Origin of the sequence: Avibacterium sp. 20-126 (genome assembly GCF_044358625.1) — a bacterium.
Lineage (GTDB): Bacteria > Pseudomonadota > Gammaproteobacteria > Enterobacterales > Pasteurellaceae > Avibacterium.
The window spans coordinates 322568-339138 of the sequence record NZ_CP091457.1 but is presented as its reverse complement, the minus strand read 5'-3'; the positions used below and the strand labels follow the sequence as shown (position 1 = coordinate 339138).

Sequence of the window (16571 nt, the reverse complement as noted above, 5' to 3'; positions counted from 1 at the left end):
CTTTATTTTTTCCAGTTTTTCAACGCATCGGCAAAGGCGTTACCCATTACACTATTATTTTGTGGTTTACGCTGTGGCTGTGGGCTACGAGGATTTTTTGCCGCTAAAGTGCGGTGATTTTTTTCATTATTTTCTGCTTTATCCCCTGCTTGTTCATCTAAACGCATCGTTAAAGCGATACGCTTGCGGGCCACATCCACTTCTAAGACTTTCACTTTTACAATATCACCGGTTTTCACCACATCGTGCGGATCTTCAACAAATTTATTAGAAAGCGAAGAAATATGCACAAGCCCATCTTGATGAACACCAATATCCACAAACGCCCCAAAATTGGTTACATTGGTTACCGTGCCTTCAAGGATCATTCCTGCTTTCAAATCACTGATTTCTTCCACACCGTCAATAAAGGTGGCGGTTTTAAACTCGCCACGCGGATCACGTCCCGGCTTTTCTAATTCTTTGAAAATATCTTGCACCGTTGGTAAACCAAATTGTTCATCAATAAATTGTTTTGCATCTAACTGACGAATTGCACTGGCGTTGCCCATTAAATCTTGAATGGATTGCTGAGTTGCTTGCAAGATTTTTTCCACCACAGGATAGGTTTCTGGGTGAACACCTGACGCATCAAGAGGATTTTGCCCAGCTGAAATACGCATAAAGCCTGCGCATTGTTCAAAGGCTTTTGGCCCTAAACGAGAAACTTTTTTCAGCTCTTCGCGGTTTTCAAAACGGCCATTTTCATCACGAAATTGCACGATATTTTGTGCGAGCGTTTTGGTCATTCCTGCCACGCGAGAAAGCAACGGTACAGAGGCGGTATTGAGATCCACGCCTACCGCGTTTACACAATCTTCCACCACCGCATCTAATTTACGCGCCAGTTGAGTTTGATTGACATCGTGCTGGTATTGCCCCACGCCAATGGCTTTCGGCTCAATTTTCACTAATTCTGCCAATGGATCTTGCAAACGGCGCGCAATAGACACCGCCCCCCGTAAAGACACATCAAGCTGTGGAAATTCTTGTGCGGCTAATTCTGATGCTGAATACACGGAAGCCCCCGCTTCACTGACTACCACTGTTTGTGGTTTTTGCCCTGAGATTTGTTTTACCACCTCTTTAGCAAAACGCTCCGTTTCTCTTGATGCCGTACCATTACCAATAGCAATCAGTTCCACATTATGGCGTTCGATTAATTGATAAAGGCTTGCCATTGCTGCTGCCGTTTGTCCTGTGTGTGGATAAACCGTATCCGTTGCCAATAATTTACCCGTATTATCCACAACCGCCACTTTTACCCCTGTTCGCAAACCGGGATCTAGCCCCATTGTGTTTTTTGCCCCGGCTGGTGCCGCCATTAAAAGTGCGGTAAGATTTCGAGCAAATACATTGATTGCCTCATCTTCTGCTTTTTCACGCAATTGGCTCATTAATTCCGTTTCTAAATGGAGTGAAACCTTAATCCGCCACGTCCAGCTTATCACCTGCTCACGCCACTTGTCCGCTGGCTGTTGGTTAAAATGTACGCCCAGATGCTGACGAATAATTTCCTCGCAATAACTTTGACGCGCCCCTTCTTCTTGTTCGGGATCCGCATTTAAACTTAACTGTAAAATGCCTTCATTGCGTCCACGGAACATTGCCAAAGCGCGGTGAGAAGGCACATTATGCCAAAGCTCTTGGTGATCAAAATAATCTTGGAATTTTTCGCCTTCTTGTTCTTTGCCCTCTAAAACTTTAGAAATTAATACCGCACTTTTTTGTAAATACTGACGCACTTTCGCCAATAATTGGGCATCTTCCGCAAAGCGTTCCATTAAAATATAACGTGCGCCATCTAACACCGCCTTGCTATCGGCAAAGCCTTTTTCCGCATCAATATAAGCGCTTGCTACGGTTTCAGGATCTTGGCTTGGATCATTCCATAAACGATCAGCCAGCGGTTCAAGCCCAGCTTCAATGGCGATTTGCCCTTTGGTACGGCGTTTCGGCTTGTACGGCAAATATAAATCTTCTAACTCCGTCTTGCTTTGAGTTTGTTGGATTTGGTTGCGTAATTCGTCCGTTAATTTGCCCTGTTCTTCAATAGATTTTAAAATCGTTTGACGGCGATCTTCTAACTCACGCAAATAAATCAAGCGCGTTTCAAAATGGCGTAATTGAGTGTCATCTAAGCCACCAGTGACCTCTTTACGATAACGCGCAATAAAAGGAATGGTATTGCCTTCATCTAATAATTGAATGGCAGCAAGAATTTGCTGTGGTTGCACCGTTAATTCAGCGGCAATGATCTGTGAAATTTGTTGATTTAACATTAGCGTTTATTCATTAGTAAAAGTAAAAATTCGCCATAGGATACTGGTTTTATGGGCTTTGCTCAAATGTTTCTTTGCTCATAAAGTTAGCCTACAATTTTTCTTGTTATTTTTTTACTTTTACACTAAATTGTAGAAACATTGCTACAAGGAGATAAAAATGACGATTATGACTAGCCGAGAATTTAACCAGCATCTCAATCAGGCACAAAAAGCGGCACAAATCGCGCCTGTTATTGTAACAAATCGCGGTGAACCCACTTATGTATTAATGAGCTATGCAGATTACCAGAAAATGTTGCAATCTCATTCTCCTCGTAATGCTTTAGAGGCATTAACGCCACAAGATGAGGCGGATATTGAGTTAGACATTCCACCTCGTTCAATAAAGCAACGCACGCCGCTTGAGTTTGATGAATAAGGGAAAAATGTATTTTATTGACACCAATGTATTAAGTGAAATTCGTAAAATTAAAAGTGGTAAAGCGAACCAAGGGGTCATTAATTGGTTATCTGGAATTAATGAACAACAAATTTATACGAATATTATCGTAATGATGGAATTGGAACGTGGCATTTTAGCCAAAGAACGTAAAGATCCTTGGCAAGGAAAAATACTCCGTCAATGGTTTGAACATACGATAAAGACAGGCTTTTCAAATCGTATCCTTCATCTTGATGATAAAACAGCGAAAATTTGTGCTACCTTACACATTCCCGATCATTGTCCTGAGAATGACGCTTGGATTGCTGCCAGCGCTATTCAATATGGTCTGACGCTGGTTACACGAAATACCGCAGATTTCTCGCGTATGGGCGTAAAATTATTGAATCCATTTGATAAATAAGTTTTATCCATTCAAAGGTAAAGGAATAGCAAAATGCCAAAATCAAACTACATCACACGCAGTGGCTGGAATAAATTAGATCAAGAATTAAAATTTCTATGGAAAGAAGAGCGCCCAAAAGTTACCCAAGCGGTTTCTGATGCCGCTGCGTTAGGCGATCGTAGTGAAAATGCCGAATATATTTATGGTAAACGCCGTTTGCGTGAAATTGATCGCCGTGTGCGTTTTTTGACAAAACGTTTAGAAGTGTTGCAGATTGTAGATTATCACCCAAGACAAGAAGGCAAAATTTTTTTTGGTGCTTGGGTTAGCCTTGAAAATGAAAATGGAGAGGAAAGTCAATACCGTATTGTGGGCTGCGATGAATTTGATCCAGCTAAGAATTGGATTTCCATCGACAGCCCCGTAGCCCGCGCGTTGATTGGCAAAGAAGTCGATGATGAAGTGAAAGTCCATACACCATCGGGCTTGGTAACATTATTTGTGAATAAAATTTGGTATGAGATATAGCTTCAAATCCCCTCATCTTCCACGCGAGCCGTTCTTTTTATTTTTTGTTGTGCTGAAAGGGTCGTGATGCCTTGATTTGCACTGGCTAGGGCTTGCGCCACCAATTCTGGAAATGTCAGTTCATCCTTTGCCATTATGGTTTCAATCAACATTTGTAAATTCGTGCCAACAATAACTTCCGTGCGCTCAAACTGTTGGGCAATCATTGCACATTGACGAAATGGGGTGCCGCCTAAAATATCACAGCAAAAAAGTACCGCACTTGCATTTTCCGCTGTGAGATATTGTGCGATGTTTTGATGTAGCTGTTCGGGCGTGATTTGCTTATCATCAAAATCAAAAAATGCCACATTGGGATATTGCCCGATAATTTGTTCCAACGCGCTTTGTAGTCCTGTTGCAAAATGTCCGTGTCCACTCACGATCAAGATTGTCATTTTTTCTCCTTATTGATAAAAAATGCCGAGCAAATACTCGGCATTTGTCATCACTCATTTTATAAGATACCCGCAAAACGTCCGCCAATACCAATGACGACGGTGAGAATAATTAAGCGTAATGGCGACCAATTACGTTTCACCAAGTAGTACATCAATAAGGTGTACACCAACGGCAAGAAAGCTGGCATAAGTTTATCAAGCACATCCGCTTGCACTTTCACCACGGCATCGCCTGCGGTGATTTCTGCGGTAGTTTGGAAACGAATGTAAGTGGCAACTAGTGCGCCAATCACAGTCATACCAATCATTGAAGCAGCGTGTGACACTTTCTTCGTGTTAGCTTTAATGGTTGGAATAGCCGCAACTCCCATTTTGTAGGCATAGTGTGCTAAACCAAAACGTAAACCGAAATGCACGATATTGAATACGACAAAGAAGAAAATCGCCCCTAGGATTGAGCCTTGTAAAGCAAGGCTTGCACCGATCCCGCCACAAATGGGTAGCAAGGTAAACCAAAATAAGGCATCCCCAATGCCGCCTAAGGGCGCACCCACTGCAATTTTTGTACTTTGAATGGCGTTTACTTCCTGTTTGGAGCGCTCCATTGCCAGCACAATTCCCATAACGAACGTAACAAGGAATGGATGGGTATTAAAAAAGCCCAAATGCCCTTTCATTGCCTTGCTTAAATCCGCTTTGTTAGTATGAATTTTTTTCAATGCAGGGCTAATTCCATATAACCAACCTGCTGCTTGCATACGCTCATAATTGAAAGAGGCTTGAAGTAATAAAGAACGCCACGCCATCGTATTAATATCAGCTTTAGTCAGTTCTTTTCCCATTGTTTGATCTTCGTACACATTATCATTTTGTACGTTTTGACGTGCTTTAGATTCCATCTTGAAACTCCTCTTTTGGCGTTGCTTTCGTTTCAGTATTCCCCTTACGCATATAATCAATGAGAGCCATTGCAACCGCCGCAGCAGCAATCGCTAACACAGGAAGCTTAAGCCAAGCTGCCCCCACAAAACCGAGAATAAAATAAGGGATATAGGCATTTTTCATCATAATTTTCATCAATACTGCAAACCCGATGGCCGGCATAATGCCTCCAGCGACACCCAAGCCGTCAATCACTTCTTTTGGCAACATTGCAATGATTTTCCCTGCATATTCCGCGCCAAAGTAAGTTGGCAAGAACGCACAGAAGAAATAGAATGTACCTAGCACTAACAAACCAAGATAGTTCACATAATCAATGCCTTTGAGATTCGCTTCTTCCGCCATTTGATCACAACGAGACATCACCGCTGACATAACAGAGAACAGAAAGGTGATTCCCATTTGTACCGCAATAGCAAAAGGCACTGCCACGCCAACCGCAACTTTCGGATCGGTTTTCGTCGTGATGGCAAATGCAGTTCCCACAATAGTGCCGATAATCACATTGGGTGGTTGCGCACCTGCCAATGGTGCAAGCCCCATCCAGACTAATTCGAGGGTACCGCCAACTAAGATCCCTGTTTGTAAATCCCCTAAAATCGCCCCTACAATAGGTCCTAATACAACGGGTCTATGAAAATGTGTTAAACCATTATAGAGGTCAAGACCTGCAAAAAATGCGAGTACACCCAATAAGAGTGCCTGTAAAAGTCCAATTTCCATCGTTTCCTCTCTTCTTTCTTACAATAATTTAAATAAATCTATTGCCTCTTCGGTTGGTACACCTTGGATAAAACACTGCACACCAAGCTGACGTAGCTGTTCAAATGCCGCTCTATCTTTCTCATTTACGGATACGGTTTTATGGATCTGCGTTTTGCCCTCCTCATAATGCATATTGCCTACGTTGATTTTGTCAATGGGTACCCCACCTTGCACTAAGGTTAAAAAATCACTCGGTGTTTTGCACACAAGCAAGATTTTTTGCCTATCCGCTGCGCGATGGATATTATCAATCACCTTTTGTAATGGCCAAAAACGCACATCGATCCCTTCCGCTAATACCATTTCCATTAGGTTTTGTTGCATTGGATCTTCGGCCACTTCATCATTAGCAACCAGCACCAAATTAGCTCCCGCAAAACCAACCCACTGCACCCCAACCTGCCCGTGGATTAAACGCTCATCAATTCGATTTAACACAATATTTGGCATAGTACACTCCTTGATAACTCATTCTGAGTATCTTCTTTTTACGCCTAAAAAATAGGAAATGCAAAGAACAAAATAAGGAAGTGTGATGAAGATCTAAAAATATTTTTATCGTATAGTAAGGAACATTAGCATCATAAAAATCAGCTTATGCGGTCTCATTTTAAAATAGAATAATAAAAAGAAAAAAGACAAGCACATAGATTATACGCAAAATACACATCACTTACCTTTCAAATAAATAAGACAATAAGTTACAACTGATATGAAATAATGATTTCAACTAACGATAATAAGAAAGCAAGGGTATTATTCTTAATTTTGATTAGCGATAAAAAAACCACTTATCCTATAAGTGGTTTCGTAACGGATTGAGGATCAATGCACCTCTTTAATTCGCAGCTCTTTTGGTACTTCAAACACGGTGTTTTCTTCGCAGCCTTGTAGCTCTTCTACTTGCGTTACACCTAGTTCTTTTAAGCGATTTACCACAGATTGCACTAGCACTTCTGGCGCAGAAGCGCCGGCGGTAATGCCTATGGTGGAGACCTCTTTGAGCCAAGCAATGTCAATATCATTAGCATCATCAATCAATTGAGCCGTTACCCCCATTCTTGTGGCAAGTTCTGCTAAGCGGTTGGAATTTGAAGAGTTTTTTGAGCCAACTACGATGACTAAATCCGCCATCTTAGCTAATTCTCTTACCGCTTGTTGGCGATTGGTGGTGGCATAACAAATATCATTTTTACGCGGTCCTTGAATAGCGGGATATTTCTCTTTCAACGCGGCGATCACTTCACTGGTATCATCAATAGAAAGGGTGGTTTGCGTCATAAAAGTGATGTCATCATCCTTTGTTAAGGCTAATTTTGCTATATCTTCCACATCTTCCACCAAATAAATTCCGCCTTCTGCATTATCATATTGCCCCATTGTACCTTCTACTTCTGGGTGGCCTTCGTGTCCGATTAGCACAGCTTTAGTGCCTTTTCGGCTAGCTCGTGCCACTTGCATATGCACTTTGGTTACTAACGGACAAGTCGCATCAAAGACTTTCAATGCACGTCTTTTGGCTTCTTGACGAACAGCTTGAGAAACGCCGTGGGCAGAAAAAATGACGATAGCACCATCTGGCACTTCATCTAATTCTTCTACAAACACGGCGCCACGTTCACGCAATCCATTAACCACAAAGCGGTTATGTACCACTTCGTGGCGCACATAAATCGGCGCACCGTGAATTTCTAAGGCTAATTCGACAATGCTAATTGCACGATCTACCCCAGCACAAAAGCCACGTGGGTTGGCTAAAATAATTTTCACTTGGCTTTCTCCGTTTTTTTCTCATTATTTTTAATCGCATCAATAGCAAGCAATGCCGCGCCAATACAAATAGCAATATCCGCTACATTAAACACGGGATAATGCCATTGTTGCCAGTAGAAATCAAAAAAATCCACCACAAAGCCGCGATAAGCCCGATCAGCCATATTGGCTAATGCCCCACCAATAATCAACGCATAGGCACTATTTTGTAAGCGTTGGCTCGCTTTATTTTTTGCTAAGAAAACCGTGAGTATTACGGAAATCCCAATGGCAAGTAAGATAAAAAAACTTTTCTGCCAGCCTGAATGATCCGCTAAAAAACTAAATGCCGCACCATAATTCCGCACATAGGTGAGGTTAAAAATAGGCAAAATTTGGATACTTTCATATAGCTCAAAATGACTGACCACGAAATATTTAGTCAATAAATCTAAACAAAACGCCACTGCACTTAGCCAGAGAAAAGCAAGTCCTGAGTTTTTTAACATTGGGTTTCCTTATTTTATAAAACGCCTTAAAAAATCACCGCACTTTATGATTTCAGCAAATTAAAGTGCGGTGGAATTTTTATGAATTTTTACGCAAAACGTCTGACTTCGCCTTTGCCATCGACATTTTCAACACAGCGCGAACACAGCGTCGGGTGTGCTGGGTTTGTACCAATGGTATCAGAATAGTGCCAACAGCGTGGGCATTTTTCATTTGCAGAACGCACCACTTTCACCTTAAAGCCTTCTACCTCGCCCCCTTCAACATCGGCTTCAGCCAATGGTTTGACTTGAGCTTTTGACGTGATTAAGACGAAACGCAATTCATTTTCAAGTTGCGATAAGATCTTCGCATATTCATCGTTGGCATAAAGGGTTACTTCTGCTTCCAATGCGGCACCAATGGTTTTATCTGCACGGGCTTGCTCTAACACACGGTTTACTTCATCACGCAATTTCAACACTTGTTGCCAATAGGCATCATTCATTGTTTCTTCTGCGTTTAATGGGAATAAGCCGTTATAGAATTCCTCTGTAAACACAAATTCCGCACGTTCACCTGGGATATATTGCCAGATTTCATCGGCAGTGAAAGATAAAATTGGCGCAATCCAACGAACCAACGCCTCGGCAATATGCCATAAGGCTGTTTGACAGCTACGACGTGCAAGGCTGTCCGCTTTGGTGGTGTATTGACGATCTTTGATAATATCTAAATAAAATGATCCCATTTCAATTGAACAGAATTTCATTAAACGCTGAACAACGGCGTGGAATTGATAATTATCATACGCTTCTTGGATTTCTTTTTGTGCATTTAAAGCACAATCTACCGCCCAGCGATCGAGTACGATCATTTCTTCTGGTTTAACTAAATCACGTTTCGGATCAAAACCATTTAAGTTCGCCAAAAGGAAACGTGCGGTATTACGAATACGGCGATAACTATCGGCTGCACGTTTTAAGATTTCGTCTGAAACAGACATTTCCCCTGTATAATCCGTTGAAGCCACCCATAAACGTAAAATATCGCCACCAAATTTATCCATCACTTCTTGTGGGGTAACAATGTTACCGATAGATTTAGACATTTTACGCCCTTTGCCATCAACGGTGAAACCGTGGGTTAGTACCTGCTTATAAGGGGCTTTGTTATCCGTTGCAGTTGAAAGCATTAATGATGACATAAACCAGCCACGGTGCTGATCCGAGCCTTCTAAATACATATCGGCTTCCTGCCCATTAAATTCTGGACGTGCTTTCACAACCGAAGAATACGTTGATCCTGAATCAAACCAAACATCAAGGGTATCTGGCACTTTTTTATAATGTTCAGCATCTTCACCAAGCAAATCTTTCGGATCCAGATCCCACCACGCTTGAATGCCGGATTGTTCCACGAGTTGCGCAACTTGCTCAATAAGTTCAAGTGTGCGAGGGTGCAATTCTTCTGTGGTTTTATGGATAAATAACGCCATTGGCACGCCCCAAGTACGCTGACGAGAGATACACCAATCTGGGCGGTTTTCCACCATTGTTTCAATGCGTGCTTGCCCCCAATCTGGAATCCAACGTACTTTTTTGATTTCGCTTAGCGCTTGCGGACGTAAGCCATTTGTTTCCATTCCAATAAACCATTGCGGTGTCGCACGGAAAATAATTGGCGTTTTGTGTCGCCAGCAATGCGGATAACTATGACGAATTTTTTCTAATTTCAATAAGTTACCTGTTTCTGTAAGTTTTTCAATAACCAAATCATTGCTTTCAAACACGCCTTTACCCGCAAAAAATGGCGTTTCAGCTTTAAATACGCCTGCATCATTAATTAATGCCGCCATTTCTAAACCATATTTCAAGCCAACCAAATAGTCGTCTTGACCGTGATCTGGTGCGGTATGCACTAAACCTGTACCGCCATCGGTGGTAACGTGATCGCCTAAAATCACTGGCACACTATACTCATAGAACGGGTGGTTAAAACGGAGAAGTTCTAAGTCAGCCCCTTTTGCTTCACCTAGCACCTTCACGTTTTCTTCACCTAAGGCTTTTTGCACGCTTTCGACCAATGCTTTCGCTAAAATTAAACGCTTATTGCCAAATTGTAATAATTGATAAACCAGCTCTGCATTCACTGCAATGGCACGGTTTGATGGCAATGTCCAAGGGGTGGTTGTCCAAATCACTGCCGCTACTTCACCGCTACCTGCTTGGATTAAATTAAATTTATTTAGCACCGCACTTTCATCCGTTGCAGGGAATGTTACATAGATAGACGGGGAAGTCTTATCTTCATATTCCACTTCGGCTTCTGCCAAAGAAGAAGCACAATCCAAACACCAATGCACAGGTTTATAGCCTTTGTAAAGATGCCCGTTTTCGACCACCTTAGCCAGCGTGCGAATGATATTGGCCTCAGTGTCATAATTCATTGTTAAATAAGGATTATCCCAATCGCCCAAGACGCCTAGACGGATAAAATCTTTCTTTTGCCCTTCCACTTGTTCACGGGCATAGTTACGGCATTCTTGGCGGAATTGTGCAGCAGAAATTTTTTCGCCCGGTTTCCCTACCAAACCTTCTACTTTCAATTCAATCGGCAAGCCGTGGCAATCCCATCCCGGGATATAAGGACTGTCAAAACCTGCGGCGGTTTTGGATTTTACAATAATGTCTTTCAGAATTTTATTTACAGCGTGCCCGATATGAATTGAGCCGTTAGCATAAGGAGGCCCATCGTGCAAAATAAAGGATTTTTTTCCTTGAGCAGATTGTCTGATTTTTTCGTAAAGTTTTTTCTCATACCAATTTTTTAGCATTGCTGGCTCACGTTTTGCCAGATCACCACGCATCGGAAAACCTGTTGCTGGCAGGTTTAGCGTATTTTTGTAATCTACGTTTTCATTCGACATTTTGTTTTTTCCACGTTGTATAAAATAAAATCTTGCATTAAATGCACAATAACCTTGGCATTATACGCATAAATAGCCCAATGTTAAAGAATGGGGGCGTGGGAATTGTTATTCAATCCTGAATTATCAACAGTTCCTAAAGTGCGGTGATTTTTTCGCAAATTTTTTACCGCACTTTAAGCTATTTATCTGGTTCTTTTTGCGTGGCTAAAATAATCCTTCGCCACGTCCACATCTTTTGCAATTTGTGCTTTAAGATCGTCAAAAGACGGAAATTTGACTTCATCTCGAATTTTATGACAGAGCGCCACCTGAAGAGCTTGCCCGTAAATATCGCCTTTAAAATCAAAGAGATGAACTTCTAATAGCTGTTTTATACCATTGATAGTTGGGCGGCGACCAATATTTGCTACACCTTCATATTCCGTGCCATCAGGCAATTTGGCTCGAACGGCATAAACGCCTTTCACAGGGTTCACTTGGCGTTGCAGACGAATATTTGCCGTTGGAAAACCGATGGTTCGCCCTAATTTATTGCCTTGCACCACGCGCCCATAAATGCAATAAGGCTTGCCTAAAAGCTGCTCGGCAAGGGCTAAATTATCATCAGCTAAGGCTTGACGGATCGCTGTACTACTGATACGTTGTTCATTTAAACGAAAACTGCAATTATCTTCTACACGGAAGCCGTATTGCTCTCCCGCTTGTTGTAACAGAACAAAATCCCCTGTACGCCCAACCCCAAAACGGAAATCATCACCAATACTTAAAAATTTCACATTGAGTTTCTGTACCAAGTATTGTTGAATAAATTGTTCAGCAGAAAGCTGGGCAAAAGTGCGGTCAAATTTTATGCGAATCACATAATCTACGCCTAATTCAGCCAATGCACTCAATTTATCACGCAACCGCATCAAACGTGGCGGGGCGTTATCTGCCATAAAATATTCGCTTGGTTGCGGTTCAAAAAGCATCACCACCATTGGTAAAGAAAGGCTGGTGGCTTTTTCACGCAAGTGGCGTAACACTGCCTGATGCCCTAAATGCACCCCATCAAAATTACCAATCGTTAAGGCACAGCCTTGCTGTCGCAAAGTGGCTGGTAGTTGTTTTAACCCTTGAATTAATTGCATTAAAAATTCCGTACTCTTTCATTTTTCGCCATACACACCATATGGCGCTGATTTATTCAAGCCCTCTGTGGCTTGTCAGTGAGGAAATACTCGCTCAATTTGTGTTAGCTATCATTTTGTCACTAAGTTACTTCAGCTAAAAAATTGGCAAAATCACACCGCACTTTGATTTTCACTCACTTATTTACCAATACAAAATGAACTGAAAATATTGCCAAGCAGATCATCAGAGGTAAATTGTCCTGTGATTTCGCTCAGGTGATTTTGTACCATTCGCAATTCTTCGGCGAGCAGTTCACCGGCATAAAACTCGGTCAGCTGAATGAGTCCTGCTTGCAAGTGAATATCCGCTTGTTCTAAAGCCTCTAAATGGCGACGGCGTGCAAGAAAACCACCTTCTGTACTGGTGTTATAGCCCATTGATTGTTTGAGATGTTCACGCAGTAAGTCCACACCAACTTGTGTTTTCGCCGAAAGGCTGATTGAGGTTTGTCCATTTTGTTCGCGAATGGTTTCCGCTTCACCACTTAAATCCGCTTTATTACGCACAATGGTCAAAGGGATATTGTTCGGCAATTTTGCTAAAAATTCTGACCGCACTTGGGCGAGATTTTCTTCGCTATCCGTGCTGTCTAACATCAGAATGATGCGATCGGCTTGCTCAATTTCGTCCCATGCACGACGAATCCCAATACGCTCCACTTCATCGGTGGCATCACGCAAACCTGCGGTATCAATAATATGCAATGGCATTCCGTCAATATGAATATGCTCACGCAGCACATCTCGGGTTGTACCAGCAATATCTGTCACAATCGCCGCTTCACGTCCAGCAAGGACATTTAATAGGCTAGATTTGCCCGCATTTGGCCGCCCCGCGATCACCACTTTCATTCCTTCGCGCAAAATCGCCCCTTGCTTGGCTTCCGCTCGCACAGCAACAAGTTGAGCAATAATCTCACGCAATTTGGCTTCAATTTTACCATCAGCTAAGAAATCAATTTCTTCATCAGGGAAATCAATTGCAGCTTCCACATAGGTGCGTAAATAAATGACATCATCAACAAGCTGATTGATTTTATTAGAAAATTCCCCTTGGAGGGATTTCAGCGCAGAACGTGCCGCTTGTTCAGAAGTGGCATCAATCAGATCTGCAATCGCCTCTGCTTGGGTAAGATCCAATTTATCATTCAAAAATGCCTGTTCAGAAAATTCCCCCGGGCGAGCCAAGCGCACGCCTTTAACTTGCAAAATGCGTTTGAGCAAGAGATCTAAAATAATCTGCCCACCGTGGCCTTGTAGCTCTAATACATCTTCACCGGTGAAAGAATTTGGGGCTTTAAAAAATAGCGCGATCCCTTGGTCTAACACCGTGCCATCGCTATCTTTAAAGGGTAAATAATTGGCAATACGAGGCTTAAGGCTTTTGCCTAGCACCGTCTCAGCCACTTGTTGGGCGAGTGGCCCTGATACCCGTAAAATACCGACACCGCCACGTCCAATCGGCGTGGCTTGGGCGACTATGGTTTCTTTTGACATAATTTTTCCTAAAAAACGACCGCACTTTTAAAAATGCTCAAATATTATCTCATACTTGTAAAAGCACAATAAGCCGTGCGGTGAATAATCTTTATTTTATTAGATTTCTTCGACCAATGGTGAACCTGTTTCCTGATTACCGTCCAACCATTGCCATTGTTCATTCAAGCGTTACCATAAGGCAATTTTTCAATTCAATAGCTAGGGCGAACACTTAGGTTCGCCCCTACAGGGAGATAATTGTATTACAGATTAAAAGCAATCACTAACGTTCTTTTCAAACAGCCAGTCATATAACAAAATCAATAAATTAAAGGGATTTTTTGATCTAAAATGGGCGAACACTTAGGTTCGCCCCTACACGGGGATAATTGTATTACAGATTAAAAGTAATCACTAACGTTCTTTTCAAACAGCCAGTTATATAAAAAATCAATGAATTAAAGGGATTTTTTGATCTAAAATGGGCGAACACTTGGGTCGCCCATAAATCAATTATCTACGCTAGCAAGTTATTTTTTACGGGAATGTAATCCTTTTTTCTCTAACCCACGGTAAATCCATTGTTGTTGCGCAATAGTGATAAGGTTAGAGACTAACCAATAGAGTACCAATCCTGCCGGGAAGAATAGGAAGAATACGGTAAAAATCACTGGCATAAAGGTCATTACCTTTTGCTGCATTGGATCAGCCACTGGAGTTGGCGACATTTTTTGTAATAAAAACATCGACACGCCCATTAAAATAGGCAAGATATAATATGGATCTTGTGCTGATAAATCTTGAATCCAACCGAAGAATGGGGCGTGGCGTAATTCAACGGCTTCCATAAACGTCCAATATAAGGCGATGAAAATTGGCATTTGTAATAAAATTGGTAAACAACCACCGAGTGGGTTTACTTTTTCTTCTTTATATAATTTCATCATTTCTTGGCTCATTCGCTGACGATCTTCCCCATAACGCTCACGCATTTCTTGGATTTTCGGTTGCAGCATACGCATTTTTGCCATTGAAGTGTATTGTGCTTTAGTTAATGGGTATAAAAGCCCTTTCACCACTAAGGTTACACAAATAATCGCAAGCCCCCAGTTCTTCACTAAATCGTGAATGTGGGTAAGTAGCCAGAATAAGGGTTTCGCAATAAACCACGCCCAGCCGTAATCAACGGTAAGATCTAAATGGTTTGCCACTTGTCCCATTTCATTTTGTAATTTAGGCCCTGTCCATAATTTGCTGGTGATGGTTTCTGTTGCACCTGATGGAATATCAATAGCTGGTCCACGATAACCGATTGAGCCTAAGTTACGTGCTTTGTCAGTTGTAGAATAAAATTGATGGGTTGCATCTTGATTTGGGATCCAAGCAGAAACGAAATAGTGTTGTAAAATTGCAACCCAGCCCACTTTGGTTTGTAGCGAAAGATCTTTTTCTTCCATATCTTTGAAACTATATTTTTTATAATTTGTTTCAGAAGAAGAATAAGCACCGCCTGTATAGGTTGGCATCGCCATACTACCTGAGCTTTCAACCAATGTATGGGTTAATTGGGCATAAGGTTCAACTTCAATGGCTTGATTGCTTTGGTTAGCAATTTCAAAATTCACTGCCACATCATATTCACCACGTTTTAATACGAAAATTTTGCGATAAGTTACCCCCTCTTTTTCAAACACGAAAGGGACAACAAGTTCATTTTGCCCATCTGCCAATTTGAAGGTATCCCCCTCTACTTGGTAGTTTGCACGACCGGCTTTGGTATCAATCCCGTTTTTACCAACCAGACCACTTTGTGCAATATAAATATGCTCAGGCGTATCTTTTAACAAAATGAATGGCGTATTAGAATGTAACGTTTCATCATATTTTAATAATTCAGAACCGACAACATCTCCACCTAATGTATTAATTTGTAAGCGGAAAACGTCATTTTCTAAAGTAATTACTTTACCTTGTGCAAGGTTAGTTAGATCCGAATTTGAAGCAAATTCACTTTGATTATTCGTTGTCTGAACTTGTTCAGTGGCAACTGGCTTAGGTGAATGATAGTCCACTTGCCATTGCTGATAAACAAGAAAAGAAATAAAGAGTAGTGCGAGCACTAACAGGCTACGTCTTGAATCCATTATTTGTTCTCTTTGTTGTTATTGATCTTTGGTGGAACAGGATCGTATCCACCCGCGTGTAAAGGATGACATTTTAATATACGTTTTAACGTAAGCCAACCACCTTTTAACGCACCGTGCGTTTTTAATGCCTCAATGCCATAGCAAGAACAGGTTGGTGTGAATCGGCAACGTGGGCCAATTAAAGGGCTAATTACCAGTTGATAAAAGCGAATAAGCGCAATTAAGATTTTTGAGCCAAGCGAATGTGGCGTTGCCATAATTTATCCAATAAATTGAATAGTTGTTGATTATCTAACTGACTAATGCCTTGTTTAACAACAATCACAAAATCATAATTTGGCAGTCGGTGTTGCAATAAGCGAAAGCGTTCACGGCATAGACGTTTAATGCGATTACGATCGTGGGCGCGTTTTAAATGCTTCTTGGCAACAGCAAGCCCAAGACGGGGATGATTTTCCTGATTAATGCGAGCAAGTATGGTAATTTGCGCTGAACTGGCACATTGTGGATCTTGGAAAACGTATTTGAATTGAGCGGGAGTTAGCAGACGTAACTCCCTAGAAAAGTTTAGCTTAATCACAGCAAAAGGCTGGATTATTCAGATAAACTCTTACGACCTTTAGCACGACGACGAGCTAAAACTTGACGGCCGTTTTTAGTTGCCATACGCGCACGGAAACCGTGAGTACGACTACGTTTTAATACAGATGGTTGAAATGTACGTTTCATAATTATAATCTACCTAAATCAACATTGTTTAATTATTGCCTTTGA

17 protein-coding genes are annotated in these 16571 nt (G+C 41.6%); 3 read left to right on the top strand and 14 right to left on the bottom strand.

The window, feature by feature from the left end:
* Window positions 1-2: 2 nt before the first annotated feature.
* Window positions 3-2321 carry a Tex family protein gene (locus L4F91_RS01630; RefSeq protein ID WP_395896913.1) on the bottom strand — a complete coding sequence of 773 codons (2319 nt, stop codon included), beginning with the start codon at window positions 2319-2321 and terminating at the stop codon, window positions 3-5.
* Window positions 2322-2481: 160 nt separating this feature from the next.
* Here L4F91_RS01630 and L4F91_RS01625 point away from each other — a divergent pair, with 160 nt between their 5' ends.
* Genes L4F91_RS01625 through greB form a run of 3 tightly spaced genes read left to right on the top strand, consistent with a single transcriptional unit; the run spans window position 2482 to window position 3679 of the window.
* Complete coding sequence (locus tag L4F91_RS01625) at window positions 2482-2742, top strand: type II toxin-antitoxin system Phd/YefM family antitoxin (protein WP_250350943.1); 261 nt, start codon at window positions 2482-2484, stop codon at window positions 2740-2742.
* Between the two features lie 7 nt (window positions 2743-2749).
* Window positions 2750-3169, top strand: coding sequence for a type II toxin-antitoxin system VapC family toxin (locus tag L4F91_RS01620; protein ID WP_265762298.1), 420 nt, complete (start codon window positions 2750-2752; stop codon window positions 3167-3169).
* Window positions 3170-3202: 33 nt separating this feature from the next.
* A complete protein-coding gene (gene greB, locus L4F91_RS01615; RefSeq protein ID WP_250350945.1) occupies window positions 3203-3679 on the top strand; it encodes a transcription elongation factor GreB in 477 nt (158 codons plus the stop codon).
* A 2-nt stretch (window positions 3680-3681) separates the two neighbouring features.
* Here greB and agaF read toward each other — a convergent pair whose 3' ends face one another.
* The 13 genes from agaF to rpmH form a co-directional block, all read right to left on the bottom strand.
* Entirely contained in the window at window positions 3682-4116 is a 435-nt protein-coding gene (gene agaF, locus L4F91_RS01610; protein ID WP_395896910.1) for a PTS galactosamine/N-acetylgalactosamine transporter subunit IIA, read from the bottom strand.
* 59 nt (window positions 4117-4175) lie between these two features.
* Window positions 4176-5018, bottom strand: a complete 843-nt coding sequence (gene agaE, locus L4F91_RS01605) for a PTS N-acetylgalactosamine transporter subunit IID (protein WP_395896908.1) — start codon at window positions 5016-5018, stop codon at window positions 4176-4178.
* The gene (gene agaW / locus L4F91_RS01600) at window positions 5008-5784 is read right to left on the bottom strand and encodes a PTS N-acetylgalactosamine transporter subunit IIC (protein WP_250350948.1); all 777 of its coding nucleotides are present in this window, start codon (window positions 5782-5784) and stop codon (window positions 5008-5010) included. Before agaW ends, agaE begins: the two co-directional genes overlap by 11 nt.
* 18 nt (window positions 5785-5802) lie before the next feature.
* Window positions 5803-6276 carry a PTS N-acetylgalactosamine transporter subunit IIB gene (gene agaV, locus L4F91_RS01595; RefSeq protein ID WP_250350949.1) on the bottom strand — a complete coding sequence of 158 codons (474 nt, stop codon included), beginning with the start codon at window positions 6274-6276 and terminating at the stop codon, window positions 5803-5805.
* Between the two features lie 375 nt (window positions 6277-6651).
* Window positions 6652-7596: a 4-hydroxy-3-methylbut-2-enyl diphosphate reductase gene (gene ispH, locus L4F91_RS01590; RefSeq protein WP_250350950.1), complete on the bottom strand. Its 945-nt coding sequence runs from the start codon at window positions 7594-7596 to the stop codon at window positions 6652-6654.
* Entirely contained in the window at window positions 7593-8087 is a 495-nt protein-coding gene (lspA, locus tag L4F91_RS01585; RefSeq protein WP_395896905.1) for a signal peptidase II, read from the bottom strand. The genes ispH and lspA overlap by 4 nt, the downstream gene beginning before the upstream one ends.
* An 89-nt stretch (window positions 8088-8176) precedes the next feature.
* Window positions 8177-10996, bottom strand: coding sequence for an isoleucine--tRNA ligase (ileS, locus tag L4F91_RS01580; protein ID WP_395896903.1), 2820 nt, complete (start codon window positions 10994-10996; stop codon window positions 8177-8179).
* A 185-nt stretch (window positions 10997-11181) separates the two neighbouring features.
* A complete protein-coding gene (ribF, locus tag L4F91_RS01575; RefSeq protein ID WP_395896901.1) occupies window positions 11182-12129 on the bottom strand; it encodes a bifunctional riboflavin kinase/FAD synthetase in 948 nt (315 codons plus the stop codon).
* A gap of 180 nt (window positions 12130-12309) precedes the next feature.
* Window positions 12310-13668 (bottom strand): tRNA uridine-5-carboxymethylaminomethyl(34) synthesis GTPase MnmE, encoded by a 1359-nt coding sequence (mnmE, locus tag L4F91_RS01570; protein WP_395896899.1) that lies wholly within the window; start codon window positions 13666-13668, stop codon window positions 12310-12312.
* Between the two features lie 512 nt (window positions 13669-14180).
* Window positions 14181-15794: a membrane protein insertase YidC gene (gene yidC / locus L4F91_RS01565; RefSeq protein WP_395896897.1), complete on the bottom strand. Its 1614-nt coding sequence runs from the start codon at window positions 15792-15794 to the stop codon at window positions 14181-14183.
* Window positions 15794-16054, bottom strand: a complete 261-nt coding sequence (gene yidD, locus L4F91_RS01560; protein WP_250350956.1) for a membrane protein insertion efficiency factor YidD — start codon at window positions 16052-16054, stop codon at window positions 15794-15796. Before yidD ends, yidC begins: the two co-directional genes overlap by 1 nt.
* The gene (gene rnpA / locus L4F91_RS01555; protein WP_395896894.1) at window positions 16018-16377 is read right to left on the bottom strand and encodes a ribonuclease P protein component; all 360 of its coding nucleotides are present in this window, start codon (window positions 16375-16377) and stop codon (window positions 16018-16020) included. The genes yidD and rnpA overlap by 37 nt, the downstream gene beginning before the upstream one ends.
* Window positions 16378-16391: 14 nt before the next feature.
* Entirely contained in the window at window positions 16392-16526 is a 135-nt protein-coding gene (gene rpmH, locus L4F91_RS01550) for a 50S ribosomal protein L34 (protein ID WP_395896892.1), read from the bottom strand.
* Window positions 16527-16571: the final 45 nt, after the last annotated feature.

Coding starts and splice junctions, on each gene's coding strand:
- yidC (WP_395896897.1), bottom strand. CDS start 15,794: ATGGATTCAAGACGTAGCCTGTTAGTGCTCGCACTACTCTTTATTTCT.
- L4F91_RS01620 (WP_265762298.1), top strand. CDS start 2,750: ATGTATTTTATTGACACCAATGTATTAAGTGAAATTCGTAAAATTAAA.
- rpmH (WP_395896892.1), bottom strand. CDS start 16,526: ATGAAACGTACATTTCAACCATCTGTATTAAAACGTAGTCGTACTCAC.
- agaW (WP_250350948.1), bottom strand. CDS start 5,784: ATGGAAATTGGACTTTTACAGGCACTCTTATTGGGTGTACTCGCATTT.
- agaF (WP_395896910.1), bottom strand. CDS start 4,116: ATGACAATCTTGATCGTGAGTGGACACGGACATTTTGCAACAGGACTA.
- yidD (WP_250350956.1), bottom strand. CDS start 16,054: ATGGCAACGCCACATTCGCTTGGCTCAAAAATCTTAATTGCGCTTATT.
- greB (WP_250350945.1), top strand. CDS start 3,203: ATGCCAAAATCAAACTACATCACACGCAGTGGCTGGAATAAATTAGAT.
- ileS (WP_395896903.1), bottom strand. CDS start 10,996: ATGTCGAATGAAAACGTAGATTACAAAAATACGCTAAACCTGCCAGCA.
- L4F91_RS01630 (WP_395896913.1), bottom strand. CDS start 2,321: ATGTTAAATCAACAAATTTCACAGATCATTGCCGCTGAATTAACGGTG.
- agaV (WP_250350949.1), bottom strand. CDS start 6,276: ATGCCAAATATTGTGTTAAATCGAATTGATGAGCGTTTAATCCACGGG.
- mnmE (WP_395896899.1), bottom strand. CDS start 13,668: ATGTCAAAAGAAACCATAGTCGCCCAAGCCACGCCGATTGGACGTGGC.
- ribF (WP_395896901.1), bottom strand. CDS start 12,129: ATGCAATTAATTCAAGGGTTAAAACAACTACCAGCCACTTTGCGACAG.
- L4F91_RS01625 (WP_250350943.1), top strand. CDS start 2,482: ATGACGATTATGACTAGCCGAGAATTTAACCAGCATCTCAATCAGGCA.
- agaE (WP_395896908.1), bottom strand. CDS start 5,018: ATGGAATCTAAAGCACGTCAAAACGTACAAAATGATAATGTGTACGAA.
- lspA (WP_395896905.1), bottom strand. CDS start 8,087: ATGTTAAAAAACTCAGGACTTGCTTTTCTCTGGCTAAGTGCAGTGGCG.